This window comes from Streptomyces sp. NPDC056527 (assembly GCF_042794475.1).
Lineage (GTDB): Bacteria > Actinomycetota > Actinomycetes > Streptomycetales > Streptomycetaceae > Streptomyces.
The window spans coordinates 19,518-33,926 of the sequence record NZ_JBHTTQ010000082.1 but is presented as its reverse complement, the minus strand read 5'-3'; the positions used below and the strand labels follow the sequence as shown (position 1 = coordinate 33,926).

General features: G+C 73.2%; 14 protein-coding genes and 1 rRNA gene. 13 read left to right on the top strand and 2 right to left on the bottom strand.

The features are described from left to right. From rrf to ACFQ7Q_RS28940, 3 genes are all read left to right on the top strand, one after another. Nucleotides 1–88: ribosomal RNA gene (gene rrf, locus ACFQ7Q_RS28950) — 5S ribosomal RNA — on the top strand; the annotation flags it as partial. Between the two features lie 223 nt (nt 89–311). Continuing rightward, nucleotides 312–1,559 carry a hypothetical protein gene (locus tag ACFQ7Q_RS28945; RefSeq protein ID WP_383560133.1) on the top strand — a complete coding sequence of 416 codons (1,248 nt, stop codon included), beginning with the start codon at nt 312–314 and terminating at the stop codon, nt 1,557–1,559. After that, on the top strand, nt 1,496–2,314 hold the full coding sequence (locus ACFQ7Q_RS28940; RefSeq protein ID WP_383560131.1) for a hypothetical protein: 819 nt from the start codon (nt 1,496–1,498) through the stop codon (nt 2,312–2,314). The genes ACFQ7Q_RS28945 and ACFQ7Q_RS28940 overlap by 64 nt, the downstream gene beginning before the upstream one ends. A 60-nt stretch (nt 2,315–2,374) precedes the next feature. Here the strand turns inward: ACFQ7Q_RS28940 and ACFQ7Q_RS28935 are convergent, their stop codons facing one another. Continuing rightward, nucleotides 2,375–3,661 carry a DUF1015 domain-containing protein gene (locus tag ACFQ7Q_RS28935; RefSeq protein ID WP_383560128.1) on the bottom strand — a complete coding sequence of 429 codons (1,287 nt, stop codon included), beginning with the start codon at nt 3,659–3,661 and terminating at the stop codon, nt 2,375–2,377. 94 nt (nt 3,662–3,755) lie between these two features. On the opposite strand from ACFQ7Q_RS28935, the gene ACFQ7Q_RS28930 reads away from it, so the two are divergent. The 4 genes from ACFQ7Q_RS28930 to ACFQ7Q_RS28915 all read left to right on the top strand — a co-directional run bounded on the left by ACFQ7Q_RS28930 (nt 3,756) and on the right by ACFQ7Q_RS28915 (nt 7,838). After that, nucleotides 3,756–4,808, top strand: a complete 1,053-nt coding sequence (locus ACFQ7Q_RS28930) for an HAD hydrolase-like protein (protein ID WP_383560126.1) — start codon at nt 3,756–3,758, stop codon at nt 4,806–4,808. A gap of 77 nt (nt 4,809–4,885) precedes the next feature. Further along, nucleotides 4,886–5,941 carry an iron chelate uptake ABC transporter family permease subunit gene (locus ACFQ7Q_RS28925; RefSeq protein ID WP_383560124.1) on the top strand — a complete coding sequence of 352 codons (1,056 nt, stop codon included), beginning with the start codon at nt 4,886–4,888 and terminating at the stop codon, nt 5,939–5,941. Next, nucleotides 5,938–6,972, top strand: coding sequence for a FecCD family ABC transporter permease (locus tag ACFQ7Q_RS28920; protein ID WP_383560122.1), 1,035 nt, complete (start codon nt 5,938–5,940; stop codon nt 6,970–6,972). The genes ACFQ7Q_RS28925 and ACFQ7Q_RS28920 overlap by 4 nt, the downstream gene beginning before the upstream one ends. A gap of 35 nt (nt 6,973–7,007) precedes the next feature. After that, on the top strand, nt 7,008–7,838 hold the full coding sequence (locus ACFQ7Q_RS28915; RefSeq protein WP_383560120.1) for an ABC transporter ATP-binding protein: 831 nt from the start codon (nt 7,008–7,010) through the stop codon (nt 7,836–7,838). On the opposite strand, the gene ACFQ7Q_RS28910 is transcribed toward ACFQ7Q_RS28915, so the two are convergent. After that, entirely contained in the window at nt 7,827–8,174 is a 348-nt protein-coding gene (locus ACFQ7Q_RS28910; protein ID WP_383560119.1) for an SCP2 sterol-binding domain-containing protein, read from the bottom strand. The genes ACFQ7Q_RS28915 and ACFQ7Q_RS28910 overlap by 12 nt on opposite strands. 42 nt (nt 8,175–8,216) lie before the next feature. Between ACFQ7Q_RS28910 and ACFQ7Q_RS28905 the strand changes: the two genes are divergently transcribed. From ACFQ7Q_RS28905 to ACFQ7Q_RS28880, 6 genes are all read left to right on the top strand, one after another. Further along, nucleotides 8,217–8,591, top strand: coding sequence for a hypothetical protein (locus ACFQ7Q_RS28905; protein ID WP_383560117.1), 375 nt, complete (start codon nt 8,217–8,219; stop codon nt 8,589–8,591). 7 nt (nt 8,592–8,598) lie between these two features. Further along, nucleotides 8,599–9,414: a TlyA family RNA methyltransferase gene (locus ACFQ7Q_RS28900; RefSeq protein ID WP_383560115.1), complete on the top strand. Its 816-nt coding sequence runs from the start codon at nt 8,599–8,601 to the stop codon at nt 9,412–9,414. After that, nucleotides 9,411–10,322 (top strand): NAD kinase, encoded by a 912-nt coding sequence (locus ACFQ7Q_RS28895; RefSeq protein WP_383560114.1) that lies wholly within the window; start codon nt 9,411–9,413, stop codon nt 10,320–10,322. The genes ACFQ7Q_RS28900 and ACFQ7Q_RS28895 overlap by 4 nt, the downstream gene beginning before the upstream one ends. A gap of 136 nt (nt 10,323–10,458) precedes the next feature. Further along, nucleotides 10,459–12,186 carry a DNA repair protein RecN gene (gene recN / locus ACFQ7Q_RS28890; protein ID WP_383560130.1) on the top strand — a complete coding sequence of 576 codons (1,728 nt, stop codon included), beginning with the start codon at nt 10,459–10,461 and terminating at the stop codon, nt 12,184–12,186. 226 nt (nt 12,187–12,412) lie between these two features. Then, nucleotides 12,413–13,195, top strand: coding sequence for a hypothetical protein (locus tag ACFQ7Q_RS28885; protein ID WP_383560112.1), 783 nt, complete (start codon nt 12,413–12,415; stop codon nt 13,193–13,195). 112 nt (nt 13,196–13,307) lie between these two features. Further along, the gene (locus tag ACFQ7Q_RS28880; protein WP_383560110.1) at nt 13,308–14,393 is read left to right on the top strand and encodes a glycosyltransferase family 4 protein; all 1,086 of its coding nucleotides are present in this window, start codon (nt 13,308–13,310) and stop codon (nt 14,391–14,393) included. Nucleotides 14,394–14,409: the final 16 nt, after the last annotated feature.

Here is a 14,409-nt window from a genome sequence, read left to right as displayed (position 1 = left end):
CGGTTACATTCCGAACCCGGAAGCTAAGCCTTTCAGCGCCGATGGTACTGCAGGGGGGACCCTGTGGGAGAGTAGGACGCCGCCGAACAATCTTTCAGGACCTTTGGTCCCAGCGTTCATGCTGGGACCAAAGGTCCTTTTGTTTTTCCATGAACTTTTCGAAGCGCGTCGGGGTGCCGACTGCGCGAGAATGACTGCAGTACCGAAGACAGGAGTCACGCCGATGTCCACCAACTCTCCCGACGACCGTCCGGAGCGCGAGCCGCGTCGTAGGGACGGTGGCGAGCGGGGCGGCTTCCGTGGGCCGCGCCGTGACGACAACCGTGGTGGCGGCTTCCGTCGCGACGACCGTGGTGGCGACAACCGTGGTGCCGGCAGTGGCGGCGGTTTCCGCCGTGACGACCGCCCGCGTGATGACCGTCGTGATGACCGTCGTGATGACAACCGCGGTGGCGGTTTCCGCCGCGACGACAACCGTGGCGGTGACCGTCCCCCGTTCCGTCGCGACGACCGACGTGACGACCGTGGTGGCGACAACCGTGGTGGCGGCAGTGGCGGTGGTTTCCGCCGTGACGACCGTGGCGGTGACCGTCCCTCGTTCCGCCGCGACGACCGTCGCGATGACAACCGCGGCGGCGGCAGCGGTGGCGGCTTCCGTCGGGATGACAACCGTGGTGGCGACAACCGTGGTGGTGGCTTCCGTCGCGATGACCGTGGTGGCGACAACCGTGGTGGCGGTTTCCGCCGTGACGACCGTCGTGATGACAACCGTGGTGGTGGCTTCCGTCGGGATGACCGTGGTGGCGACAACCGTGGCGGTGGCTTCCGCCGTGACGACCGTCCCCGTGACGACCGCCGTGACGACCGTCCCTCGTTCCGTCGTGACGACCGTCCGCGTGACGACCGCCGCGATGACAACCGCGGCGGTGGCTTCCGCCGTGACGACCGTCCGTCGTTCCGTCGTGACGACCGCCGTGATGAGCGTCCGTCGTTCCGACGCGACGAGCGCCGCGACGAGCGTCCTCGCGACGACCGTCGTGATGACAACCGTGGCGGCGGTTTCCGCCGTGACGACCGTGGTGGCGACAACCGTGGTGGTGGCTTCCGTCGCGATGACCGTGGTGGCGACAACCGTGGCGGTGGCTTCCGCCGTGACGACCGTCCCCGTGACGACCGCCGTGACGACCGTCCCTCGTTCCGTCGTGACGACCGTCGCGATGAGCGTCCGTCGTTCCGTCGTGACGAGCGTCCGCGTGACGACCGCCGTGACGACACCCGCGGCGGTGGCTTCCGTCGTGACGACCGTCCCCGCGACGACCGCCGTGACGACCGTCCCCGTGGGCCCCGTCGTGACGACAGCCGCGGTGGTGGCTTCCGCCGCGACGACCGGCGTGACGACAGCCGGGGCGGGTACCGCGGTCGCGACGACCGGGGTGGCTACGGCCGTCGGGACGACCGCGACCGCGACCGGCCGGACCGCGCGCCCATCAAGCGTCTGCCGATCCCGGACGACGTCACGGGCGAGGAGATCGACCCGGACGTGCGCCAGGAGCTCATGAGCCTCCCCAAGGGGCTCGCCGAGGACGTGGCGCGCAACCTCGTCATGGTCGCCAACCTGATCGACGAGGACCCCGAGCAGGCGTACGCGTACTCCCGCATCGCCCTGCGGCTCGCCTCCCGTGTCGCCGCCGTCCGCGAGGCCGCCGGCTTCGCCGCGTACGCGACGCAGAAGTACTCCGAGGCGCTGGCCGAGTTCCGGGCCGCGCGGCGGATGACCGGTGGCGTCGAGCTGTGGCCCGTGATGGCCGACTGCGAGCGCGGCATGGGCCGGCCCGAGCGGGCCCTCGCCATGGCCGGTGAGCCCGAGGTGCAGAAGCTGGACAAGGCCGGGCAGGTCGAGATGCGGCTCGTCGCCGCCGGCGCCCGCCGGGACATGGGGCAGCTCGACGCCGCCATCGTGACCCTGCAGAGCCCCGAGCTCGCGTCCACCGCCGTCCACCCGTGGACCGCCCGCCTGCGGTACGCCTACGCCGACGCGCTGCTCGCGGCCGGGCGCGAGGCCGAGGCCCGTGAGTGGTTCGCCAAGACGGTGGAGTCGGACAAGGACGGGGCCACCGACGCCTCCGACCGGCTCGCGGAGCTCGACGGTGTCGAGTTCGTCGACGCCATCGACGAGCTGGACGACGAGTCCGACGACGTCGTGGAGACCGACGCCGCCGACGAGGCGGACGCGGCCGACGACCTCGGCGACGAGGCGGACGAGGACGACGAGACCGATGAGGACGAGGACGACGACACGGACCTCAAGGCCTGACGTCGTGTGAGTGTGTGAAAGGGCGGCACCCCTCCGGGGGTGCCGCCCTTTCTCGTGCGCTCAGTCCAGTGCCAGGCTTCTGAGGACCAGCCCTGTCGCCGGCTTCGGTCCGAAGGAGGTCGACTTACGGGGCATGGTGACGCCCTGTCGGGCCAGGTCCCGTACGACGTCCTCCCGTACCGGATGCATGAGCACCGCCGTACCGCCCCGGCGTTCGGCCTGGGCGACGGCGGCCTCGGTGTCGTGGATGTAGCTGATCTCCTCGGGGGCGTCCGGGATGTGCCAGACATGGTCGAGGAGCGTGGAGTGCAGGACCGTGGCGTCCAGGGTGCGCCACGCCTCGGGGCGGTCCGCGCGGATCGTACGGGCGAGCAGCGCCGGGTCGGCTCGGTCGAGGAGGTGGAACGCGCCGTCGCCCGCCAGGAGGAAGGCGTTGCCGTCGGCCGTGGCGGCCTCCAGGGACTCCATGGCCGTCGACAGCGGACCCTCGATACGGCGGACGCGGAAGGCGTCGCCGAGGGCCGTGAGGGCGTCCGCGACGGGGAGACGGTTGAGGAGGCGGTGGATGGCACGCACGCGGAGGGGGTAGCGGGCCGTGTCGATGAGGAGGACGAGGCCGTAGTTCCACGGGCTGGGCTGTGCGTGTTCCTCGCGCAGCCGAAGATACGTCGCCCAGCGGTGGTGGCCGTCCGCGATCAGCGCCTGGTGCTCCGCGAGGGCGGCGGAGACGACCGCGAGCTCCGTGGGGTCGGTCACCGCCCAGAGGCGATGGCTGAAGCCGTCCTCGGTGGTCGTGGCGAGCAGGGGCTCGCGCAGCACGGTGCGCTCGATGACCTCGGCGGCTCCGTCGTCCTCGCCGCGGTAGGTGAGGAGGAGCGGCTCCAGGTTGGCGGCCGTGGTGCGCATCAGCGCGGCGCGGTCCTCGACCACGTGCGGCATGACGTCCTCGTGGGGGAGCACGATGCCCTCGGCGGGGGTGGAGAGTTCCAGGGCGCCGATGATGCCGCGCTGCAGGATGCCGTCGCCGCTCTGCTCGTACACGTAGAGCGCGGGCTCGGGGTCGGGGGCGAGGACGCCGTCGGCGAGCCAGCGGTCGAGGGTGACGGCGGCCTTGCGGTGGCGGGTGCCGGCGGTGATCGCCTGCGGCAGGATCAGCCGGACGATGTTGTGGGGGTCGGCGGACTCGAGGTGGTGCAGTCCGTCGGGCCGTACGACGACGTCGTACGGCGGGGAGGTCACGGCGGCCAGGCTGCCGACCCGTTCGGGGACGTAGCGCAGTCCTCGGAACGGGACCATGTGCAGACCGTCGGCGCGGACGTCGTCGGCCGCGGGACCTGAGGTGTTCATTACGCAATCGTAAGTGGAGGGTGGCGATGAGCGATGATCAGGGGAGACGGGGAGTGACGTGATCGTTTCGTCTTGATGTGAGGAGTACGAGGTCATGGGTGACGGCGTCCGGGGTCGGCAGGGCAGGTATCGGCCGGGTGGGAGCGAGCGGGCGCTGAGCGAGGCGTACGACACGGCGCTGCTCGATCTGGACGGTGTGGTGTACGCGGGCGGGGAGGCGATCCCGTTCGCGGTGGAGGCGCTGGGCGCGGCGCGGGAAGGCGGGATGCATCTCGCGTACGTCACCAACAACGCGCTGCGGACGCCGGACGCGGTGGCCGTGCATCTGACCGAACTGGGGGTGCCGGCGGAGGCGGCGGACGTCATCACGTCCGCGCAGGCGGTGGCGCGGCTGATCGCCGATGAAGTGCCCGCCGGGTCGCGGGTGTTGGTGATCGGTGGGGAAGGGCTCCGGGTGGCGCTGCGGGAGCGGGGCCTGGTGCCGGTGGAGTCGGCCGACGAGGACGGTCTGGCCGCTGTGGTGCAGGGGTACGGGGGGCCGGAGTTGCCGTGGGGGCGGTTCGCGGAGGCGAGCTACGCGGTGGGGCGCGGGGTGCCGTGGTACGCCTCGAACACCGACCTGACGATTCCGGGGGCGCGGGGGATCGGCCCGGGGAACGGGGCGGCGGTGGAGGTCGTACGGATCGCCACGGGTGGTGTCGTGGAGCCGAAGGTCGCCGGGAAGCCGTTGCCGCCGATGCACCGTGAGACGGTGCTGCGGACGGGGGCGGAGCGGCCGCTGGTGGTCGGGGACCGGCTGGACACGGACATCGAGGGCGCGTTCAACGGGGGTGTCGACTCGCTGCTGGTGCTGACCGGGGTGACGGATGTGCCGCAGCTGCTCGCTGCGGTGCCGGAGCACCGGCCGACGTATGTGGACGCGGATCTGCGGGGGTTGCTGACCGGGCAGCCGCATGTGGTCGGGGTGCACGGCGGCTATGTCTGCGGAGGCTGGTCGGCCGAGGCGCGCGGTGGCGAGCTCGTCCTGGACGGTGAGGGGGCCGCTCTGGACGGGGTGCGGGCGCTGTGCGCGGCGGCGTGGACGGAGGCCGGGGTGGGGGCGTGCGGCCTGGACGCGGGCAAGGCGCTGGAGCGGTTGGGGCTCTGAAGGGACCCGCATCAGGGGGCGCCTGACCTGCGGACAGGGATCGAACATCGATAGCAGGGTAGGCTAACCTAACTGCCGTGTTGGTCGAGAGTCCCTCCCGAGCGAGCGCGGATCCGACCGGCCCTGACCAGACGCCGACGCGCCGGCATTCCGTGCGCGCCGTCGGTCTGGTCGCGGCCGTCGGAGTCCTGCTGCTGGTCTGTGTCCTGAGCGTCATGATCGGCGCCAAACCGGTGCCGCTCGGCGATGTGTGGCACGGGCTGTTCCAGAACAGCGGTGTCGGAAACGACGTCATCATCCATGACGTACGCGTCCCTCGGACACTCCTCGGGCTGCTCGTCGGCGTCGCCCTCGGCCTCTCCGGGGCCGTGATGCAGGGCCTCACCCGCAACCCGCTCGCCGAACCCGGCCTGCTCGGCGTCAACGCCGGCGCCGCCGCGGCCGTCGTCTCCGCGATCGCGTTCCTCGGGGTCACGGACGTCAGCGACTACATCTGGTTCGCGTTCGCCGGCGCCGCCGTCGTCTCCGTCGTCGTGTACGTGCTCGGTGGCAGCCGAAGCTCCACCCCCGTACGTCTCGCGCTCGCCGGAACCGCCGCCACGGCCGCGCTCTACGGCTACGTCAACGCCGTCCAGCTCCTGAACTCCGCCGCCCTGGACCGGCTGCGCTTCTGGACCGTCGGCTCGCTCGCCTCCGCCGACATGGACACCGTGCGGCGGGTGGCGCCGTTCATCCTCGTCGGCGTGGTGCTCGCCCTGCTCATCTCCCGGCCCCTCAACGCCATGGAGATGGGCGACGACACCGCCCGCGCGCTCGGCGCCAACCTCAACCGGACCCGGATCATCGCCATGGCGGCCGTCACGCTGATGTGCGGCGCCGCGACCGCCGCTTGCGGGCCGATCGTGTTCCTCGGTCTGATGGTGCCGTATCTCGTACGGGCCATCACCGGCCCCGACATGCGCTGGATCCTCCCCTACGCCGCCGTCCTCTCGCCCGTCCTCCTCCTCGGCTCCGACGTGATCGGCCGGCTCGTCGCCCGCCCCGCGGAGCTCCAGGTCGGCATCGTCACCGCGCTGATCGGCGGACCCGTCTTCATCCGCCTCGTCCGCCGCAAGAGGATGGCCCAGCTGTGACCACCAAGACGCTACGGACCGGTGGCGGGCTCTCCCTGCGCTACGCACCCCGCGCCGCCCTCTCCATGGCCGGGCTGCTCGCCCTCACCCTCGCCGCCGCCGTCGTGCTCATCGGCAGCGGCGACTTCCCGATCGCCCCCGGCGACGTCGTCGCGACCCTCCTCGGCAACGGCACCGCCGTCCAGGAGTTCGCGGTCATGGACCTGCGGCTGCCGCGCGTCCTCGTCGCCGTCTTCGTCGGTGCCGCGCTGGGCATCGGCGGAGCCGTCTTCCAGTCCATCTCCCGCAACCCGCTCGGCAGTCCGGACGTCATCGGCTTCGGCCAGGGCGCGACCGTCGGCGCGCTCAGCGTGATCGTGCTCTCCCAGGGCAGCGCCATGGCCGCCAGCGGCGGGGCCGTCGTCGGCGCCCTGGTCACCGGCGCCGCGATCTACCTGCTCGCATGGAAGCGCGGGATCCACGGCTACCGGCTGGTCCTCGTCGGCATCGGCGCGGCCGCCATGCTCACCGCCGTCATCCACTACCTCATCACCAAGGCCAACCTGGTCGACGCGACCCGCGCCACGGTCTGGATGACCGGCTCGCTCGACGGGCGCGACTGGGCGCAGTTCTGGCCATTGTTCGCCGTCAGCTGCGTCCTCGTCCCGCTGGTCCTGGGGCACGGGCGGGCGCTGCGGATGCTGGAGATGGGCGACGACGCCGCGTACGCCCTGGGTGTGAACGTCGAGCGGACCCGCATCGTGCTGATGGGCTCCGCCGTGGTGCTCGTCGCCGTCGCGACCGCCGCCGCCGGACCCATCGTCTTCGTCTCGCTCAGCGCGCCCCAACTGGCCCGCAGACTGACCCGCTCGCCCGGTCCCAACCTCGCCGCCTCCGCCCTGATGGGCTCGGCGCTGCTGCTGCTCGCCGACTGGATCGCGACCAACGCCTTCGGCGAGCGCCAGCTGCCCGTCGGCGTCATCACCGGTGTGCTCGGCGGCTGCTATCTGCTGTGGCTGCTGGTCACCGAACGCAAGGCGGGACGGATATGAACGCGAAGAACGCGAAGGATCTCAGGAGCACCCCCATGGACGGTCAGACCCAGCGGCTCAGCGCGGAGTCGGTCACCCTCGCCTACGACCAGCGGATCATCGCCCGCGACCTGTCCGTGGTGATCCCCGACAACTCCTTCACGGTCATCGTCGGTCCGAACGCCTGCGGCAAGTCGACCCTTCTGCGCGCCCTGTCCCGGATGCTCAAGCCGTCCCAGGGGCGGGTGCTCCTCGACGGGCAGGCCATCCACACCATGCCCGCCAAGAAGGTCGCGAAGACCCTCGGCCTGCTGCCCCAGTCCTCCATCGCCCCCGACGGCATCACGGTCGCCGACCTGGTGGCCCGCGGCCGCTACCCGCACCAGGGGCTGCTGCGCCAGTGGTCGCCGGAGGACGAGCGGATCGTCCAGGAGTCGATGGCCGCGACGGGCGTCGCCGAGCTGGCGGAGCGCTACGTCGACGAGCTGTCCGGCGGCCAGCGCCAGCGGGTCTGGATCGCGATGGCGCTCGCCCAGCAGACCCCGCTGCTGCTGCTCGACGAGCCCACGACCTTCCTCGACATCCAGCACCAGATCGACGTCCTCGACCTGTGCGCCGAGCTGCACGAGAACCAGGGCCGCACCCTGGTCGCCGTCCTGCACGACCTCAACCACGCCGCCCGGTACGCCACCCACCTCATCGCCGTCCGCGGCGGCGAGGTGGTCGCGGAGGGCCCGCCGGCCGAGGTCGTCACCGCCGAGCTGGTGGAGCGGGTCTTCGGCCTGCGCTGCCAGGTCATCGACGACCCCGAGACGGGGACGCCGCTGGTCGTGCCCGCCGGGCGGAAGGCCCGGGCCAAGGAACGGGAGCCCGCGCTAGAGAAGTGAGCGCAGCCGGAGCAGATCGCGGAAGCCGGCCTCCAGCCTGACCCGGCCGGAGGCCCAGGCCTTCGCGAAGTTCAGTTCTCCGTTCACCATCGCCACCAGGTCGTCGCCGGTCATCGCCAGCCGGATCTGTGCCTTGACGGGCGGCGGGCCCGGCACCGTGTCCCGGACCTCGATCCGTCCGTCCGCGAGACGGCCGGTGAACGTGGTGTCCAGGTCCGTGATGTGGCAGCTCAGGGTGCGGTCGAGCGCGGCGGCGCTGCGCACCTCGCTGTCCGCGCGCGAGAGATTGTCCGAAAGTCTGTCGAGTGCGCTACGGCACTCCGTGATCGTCGCCATTGTGATCGACCGTACCCCAGGGCTTCGCGATAGCGTCGGGGCATGAGCGACGTGACGGATCGGACGCCGGCCGCGGAGTCGGACGGGACGCCGGGTGCCGGGACGGATGTGCGTCCGGGCCTCGACGCCCGTCCGGGCCCGGACGGGGAGGGGACGCCCGCCGGGGGCGAGGAGACCGCGTACGAGCCCGCCGCGCCCGCGCCCCTCGGCGTGGAGCGCGCCCCGACCGGGCGTCCCGCCGTGGACGCGCTCCTGGAGCGGCTCGTCGACGCGGACCACCTCCCGGCCGACGGACACCTGGAGGTGTACGAGGATGTACACCGTGGGCTGCGCTCCGAGCTGACCTCGCTCGACGCCGACCGCCCCGGACCGACACCCGGCCCCGGACCGACATCGTCGTACAACCACAGGAGCTGAACCGAACGTGGCAGGAGTGGCACGCCGCCGTCTGGACGCCGAGCTGGTACGACGCAAGCTCGCGCGCTCGCGCGAGCACGCCAGCCAGCTGATCGCCGCCGGGCGGGTGAGCGTCGGCAAGACGGTCGCGACCAAGCCCGCCACCCAGGTCGAGACGGCCGCGGCCATCGTCGTGGCCCAGGACGACGCCGACCCCGACTACGTCTCGCGCGGCGGCCACAAGCTGGCGGGCGCCTTCGCCGCGTTCGTACCGCAGGGGCTGAAGGTCGAGGGCCGGCGGGCGCTGGACGCGGGAGCGTCGACCGGCGGCTTCACCGACGTACTGCTGCGGGCCGGCGCCGCGCACGTCGTCGCCGTCGACGTCGGCTACGGCCAGCTCGCCTGGTCGCTGCAGAGCGACGACCGCGTCACCGTCAAGGACCGCACGAACGTCCGTGAGCTGACGCTCGAAGCGATCGACGGAACACCGGTCGATCTCGTCGTCGGCGACCTCTCCTTCATCCCGCTCGGTCTCGTGCTCCCCGCCCTCGTGCGCTGCACCGCTCCCGACGCGGACCTCGTGCTCATGGTCAAGCCGCAGTTCGAGGTGGGCAAGGAGCGCCTCGGCACCGGCGGAGTCGTCCGCAGCCCCGAACTGCGGGCGGACACCGTGCGGAACGTGGCGCGTCAGGCCGCCGAGCTCGGGCTCGGGGTGCTGGGCGTGACGGCGAGCCCGCTGCCGGGGCCCTCCGGCAACGTCGAGTACTTTCTGTGGCTGCGGGCAGGGGCGCCCGCGCTGGATCCGGCGGATGTCGACCGCGCCGTGGCGGAGGGACCTCGTTGAGCTCAACGACAGCAGCACAGCGCACCGTTTTCCTGCTCGCGCACACCGGCCGGCCGGCCGCGGTGCGCAGCGCCGAACTCGTCGTCCTCGGGCTGCTGCGCAGCGGGATCGGCGTCCGTGTCCTGGAGGCGGAGGCGGCCGACCTGCCGCTGCCGCCGTCCGTGGAGAAGGTGCCGGAGGCATGCACCGACGCCCTCGAGGGCTGTGAGCTGCTCGTCGTCCTCGGCGGTGACGGGACGCTGCTGCGTGGCTCGGAGCTGTCCCGGGCGTCCGGGGTGCCGATGCTCGGCGTCAACCTGGGGCGCGTGGGCTTCCTCGCGGAGGCCGAGCGCGACGACCTCGACAAGGTCGTCGACCGGGTCGTCACGCGCGCGTACGAGGTCGAGGAGCGGATGACCCTCGATGTCGTCGTGTACCAGAACGGCGACGTGCTGCACCGGGACTGGGCCCTGAACGAGGCCGCCGTGCAGAAGGTCTCCCCGGAACGGATGCTGGAGGTCGTGATCGCGATCGACGGCCGTCCGGTCACCGGATTCGGCTGCGACGGCGTGATCTGCGCGACCCCGACGGGCTCCACGGCGTACGCCTTCTCGGCGGGCGGACCGGTGATCTGGCCGGAGGTCGAGGCGCTGCTGATGGTCCCGATCGGGGCGCATGCGCTGTTCGCCAAGCCGCTGGTGACGACGCCGGAGTCGGTGCTCACGGTGGAGGTCGAGCCGCACACGCCGCACGGCGTGCTGTGGTGCGACGGCCGGCGGACGGTGGAACTCCCTTCGGGAGCACGGGTGGAGGTGCGGCGCGGAGAGGTGCCCGTACGGCTGGCCCGGCTGCACCACGCCTCGTTCACGGACCGTCTCGTGGCGAAGTTCGCCCTGCCGGTGTCGGGGTGGCGCGGCGCGCCGCACTGAGGCGCCGGCGGGGGCCACGGCTCCCCACCCCCACGGGTGACAACCGCCTCCTCGACCTGCGCGTTCGCACGGTTCCGGCAGGGGCCGTCGCACAGCCGGGCCTCGACCTCGTAAGGTCTTCCCCGTGTTGGAGGAGATGCGGATACGGTCGCTCGGGGTCATCGACGACGCTGTTGTCGAGCTGTCGCCCGGTTTCACCGCGGTGACGGGTGAGACCGGTGCGGGCAAGACCATGGTCGTCACGAGCCTGGGGCTGCTGCTCGGCGGGCGCGCCGACCCCGCCCTGGTGCGGATCGGCGCCGGCTCGGCCGTCGTCGAGGGGCGGATCACGCTGCCCGAGGGCGCGGGAGCCGCCGCACGGGCGGTGGAGGCGGGCGCCGAGCTCGACGACGGCGCGCTGCTCGTCAGTCGGACGGTCTCGGCCGAGGGGCGCTCGCGCGCCCATCTCGGCGGGCGTTCCGTCCCCGTCGGCCTGCTCGCCGAGCTCGCCGACGAACTCGTCGCCGTGCACGGCCAGACCGACCAGCAGGGCCTGCTCAAGCCGGCCCGGCAGCGCGGGGCCCTGGACCGGTACGCCGGCGACGCCGTCGCCGTACCGCTGGCCGCGTACGGGGAGGCGTACCGGCGGCTGCGGGCCGTCGTCGCCGAGCTGGACGAGATCACCACGCGGGCTCGGGAACGGGCCCAGGAGGCAGATCTGCTGCGCTTCGGGCTCGGCGAGATCGAGGCCGTCGAGCCGCTGGCGGGCGAGGACACCGAGCTGGCCGCGGAGGCGGAGCGGCTCGGTCACGCCGAGGCCCTGGCCTCCGCCGCCGCCCTGGCGCATGCGGCGCTCGCCGGACAGCCCGAGGACCCGGAGGCCGTCGACGCGACGACCCTGGTCGCGGGCGCGGGGCGTGCCCTGGAGGCCGTACGGTCGCACGACCCGGCGCTCGCCGCGCTCGCCGACCGGATGGGGGAGATCTCCATCCTGCTCGCCGACGTGGCCGGGGAGCTGGCCGGGTACGCCGACAACCTGGACGCCGATCCGCGCCGGCTCGCGGTCGTCGAGGAGCGGCGCGCGGCGCTGACCCAGCTCACCCGGAAGTACGGCGCGGACGTCGCCGCCGTGCTGGCCTGGGCACAGGAGAGCGCGGCCCGGCTCACCGAGCTGGAGGGCGACGACGACCGGGTCGGCGAGCTGACGGCCGAGCGGGACGCGCTGCGGACCGAACTGTCGGTCCTCGCACAGGCGCTCACGGACGCCCGTACGGAGGCGGCGGCCCGGTTCGCCGACGCCGTGACCGCCGAGCTGGCCTCGCTGGCCATGCCCCACGCGCGCGTGTCCTTCGACATCCGGCAGACGGAGGCCGTCGACGAGGCTTCGGGTGTCGAGGTCGGCGGGCGGAGCGTGGCGTACGGGCCGGCCGGTGCGGACGAGGTCGAGCTGCTGCTCGCCCCGCACCCGGGCGCGCCGCCGCGGCCGATCGCGAAGGGCGCGTCCGGCGGTGAGCTGTCCCGGGTGATGCTGGCCGTCGAGGTCGTCTTCGCGGGTACGGACCCGGTACCGACGTATCTCTTCGACGAGGTCGACGCGGGCGTCGGCGGCAAGGCGGCCGTGGAGATCGGCCGCCGCCTCGCCAAGCTCGCCAAGTCGGCGCAGGTCGTGGTCGTCACGCACCTTCCGCAGGTCGCGGCGTTCGCCGACCGGCAGCTGCTGGTGGAGAAGACCAACGACGGGTCCGTGACCCGGTCCGGTGTCACCGTCCTGGAGGGCGAGGACCGGGTCCGCGAGCTGTCGCGGATGCTGGCCGGCCAGGAGGACTCGGAGACGGCCCGGGCGCACGCGGAGGAACTGCTGGCGACGGCGCGGGCGGACGCCTGACGGGTCCGGGGCGGGCCGCCACACCGTGCGTGGCCCGCTGCCGCCCGCGACGTCGGCGCGGCTGTCGTAGAGCACCGGGCCCGGCGGCATCCGGGCCGCTCGCCCCCGTCGGCGATGAGCCGCCCCGGCGGGGCCGGGTCCTGAGGAACCGAGCGGTCGGGTGCGCGGACGGGGCGGGGTTCCCCCTGGCGCGGGGCGTCGTCGACCGCCCGCCTAGGCTGGGCCCATGATCGGGAAGCTGGGCAGGGCCGGGACCTTCGCCGTGGCCGCGGGCGTGAGCCGGGCCCTCTACGCCGGGCTGCGGCGTCGGGACGACGAGCGGTGGCGGCGGGAGAACCACGCCGGGCGGAGCGTCGATCTGTACGCCGGTCCGGCGACCGCCGTCGGGACCGCGCTGGCCGCGGTGAGCGCGGCGAGCTCGGGGGCCCCGGGGCCGAAGGCCGGGGGAGGGCCCGTGGCCTTCGCCGTCCTCGCCGCCGGCGCCTGCGGGGCGTACGACGATGTGAGGGGCGACCACCGCAGGGGCTTCCGGGCGCACCTCGACGCCCTGCGGCACGGTGAGCTCACCAGCGGCGCCGTGAAGCTGTTCGGGATCGGCGCGGCCGGACTCGTGGCCGGGGCGCTGTTGAAGGAGCGTCCGGTCGACAAGGTCCTGGCGGGTGTGGTGATCGCGGGGACCGCTCACCTCGTCAACCTCGTGGACGTGGCTCCCGGGCGGGCCGCGTTGACGGTACTGGGGCTCGGCGCCCCCGGACTCCTGCGCGGATCGCTCGCCGCCGCGCCGATGGGCGCCGCGGCCGCCGTCCTCACCGAGGACCTGGGTGAGCGCACGATGCTCGGCGACACGGGCGCTCACGCGCTCGGCGCGGCCGTAGGCGGTGCGATCGCGGCCGGGAACGGGCGGTTCGGACTCGTCGTCCACGCGGCGGGGCTCATCGCCGTGGCGGCATGCGCCGAGCTGAAGGCGGAGGAGGCCCCCCGGCCGGAGGCCAGCGGGGAGGCTCAGTGATCTCGCGCGCTCACCCATGTGAGTGATACCACGCGGCGAGTTGAGGGCTCGGACACGGGAACGACGCGGCTTCGGTGCCGGAACGTGCGTACGGGCTGGCATCCTTGGGCGCGTGACACAGCTCCGTACGGTCCAAGTGCTGGGCGGCGGCAGCGCGGGCAGTAGCGCTCACGTCCGATCACTTGCCTCGGGGCTCGTGGCGAGGGGCGTGCGGGTGACCGTGTGCGCCCCGGCCGAACTCGACCGCGCCTACGACTTCATCGGCGCCGGCGCGCACTTCGTGCCCGTCCCGCGCCGCAACGACCCCGCGACGGTCGCGACGCTCCGCAACGCCTGCATCGGCGCGGACGTCGTGCACGCGCACGGGCTGCATGCCTCCGTGCGGGCGATGCTCGCCCTGTCGGGCGGGGTACGGGCGCCCTCGCTCGTGACGACCTGGCACACCCGCAGCCATGTGGACGGCGCGCGGGGCGGGCTGCTGAGGCTCCTTGAGCGCAGGACCGCGCGGGCGGCCGCCGTCGTCCTCGGCACCTCCTCCGAACTCGTCGACCGGGCGCGGCGGCGCGGGGCGCGGGACGCCCGGCTCGCGCCGGTCACGGTGCCCGCGTCACGCGCACCGGTCTGTCTCCACGACGGCAAGGCGCGGGCGGAACTGGGTGCGGTGGACCGTCCGTTGCTGATGGCCGTCGGCGCGCTGGTGCCCGAGCGGGGCTACGGAATGCTGCTCGACGCGGCGCGGGTGTGGCGGGACCTGGACCCGCAGCCGCTGCTCGTCATCGCGGGGGAGGGGCGTGAACGGGCGGCGATACAGCGGCGGATCGAGGCGGAGGAGCTCGCCGTCCGGCTGATCGGCAGCCGCGACGACGTGGCGGAGCTGCTGGCCGCGGCGGACGTCGCGGTCCTGACCTCACGCTGGGAGGCCCGCTCCCCGCTGGCGCAGGAGGCGCTGCGGCTCGGTGTTCCCCTGGTCGCGACGGCCGTGGGCGGAGTGCCCGAACTGGTCGGGGACGCGGCGGAGTTGGTGCCGTGGGGGGACACGGCCGCGCTGGCGGAGGCGGTGCGGGGGTTGTTGGCGGACGTGGACCGGCGGATGGACCTGGCGGCCGCGGGACGGGTCCAGGCGGGCACATGGCCGACGGAGGACGAGACGATCGCGCACGTCCTGAGCGTGTACGACGAACTGTCGGACCGCCGCTGACGGAGGTCCGGCAGCG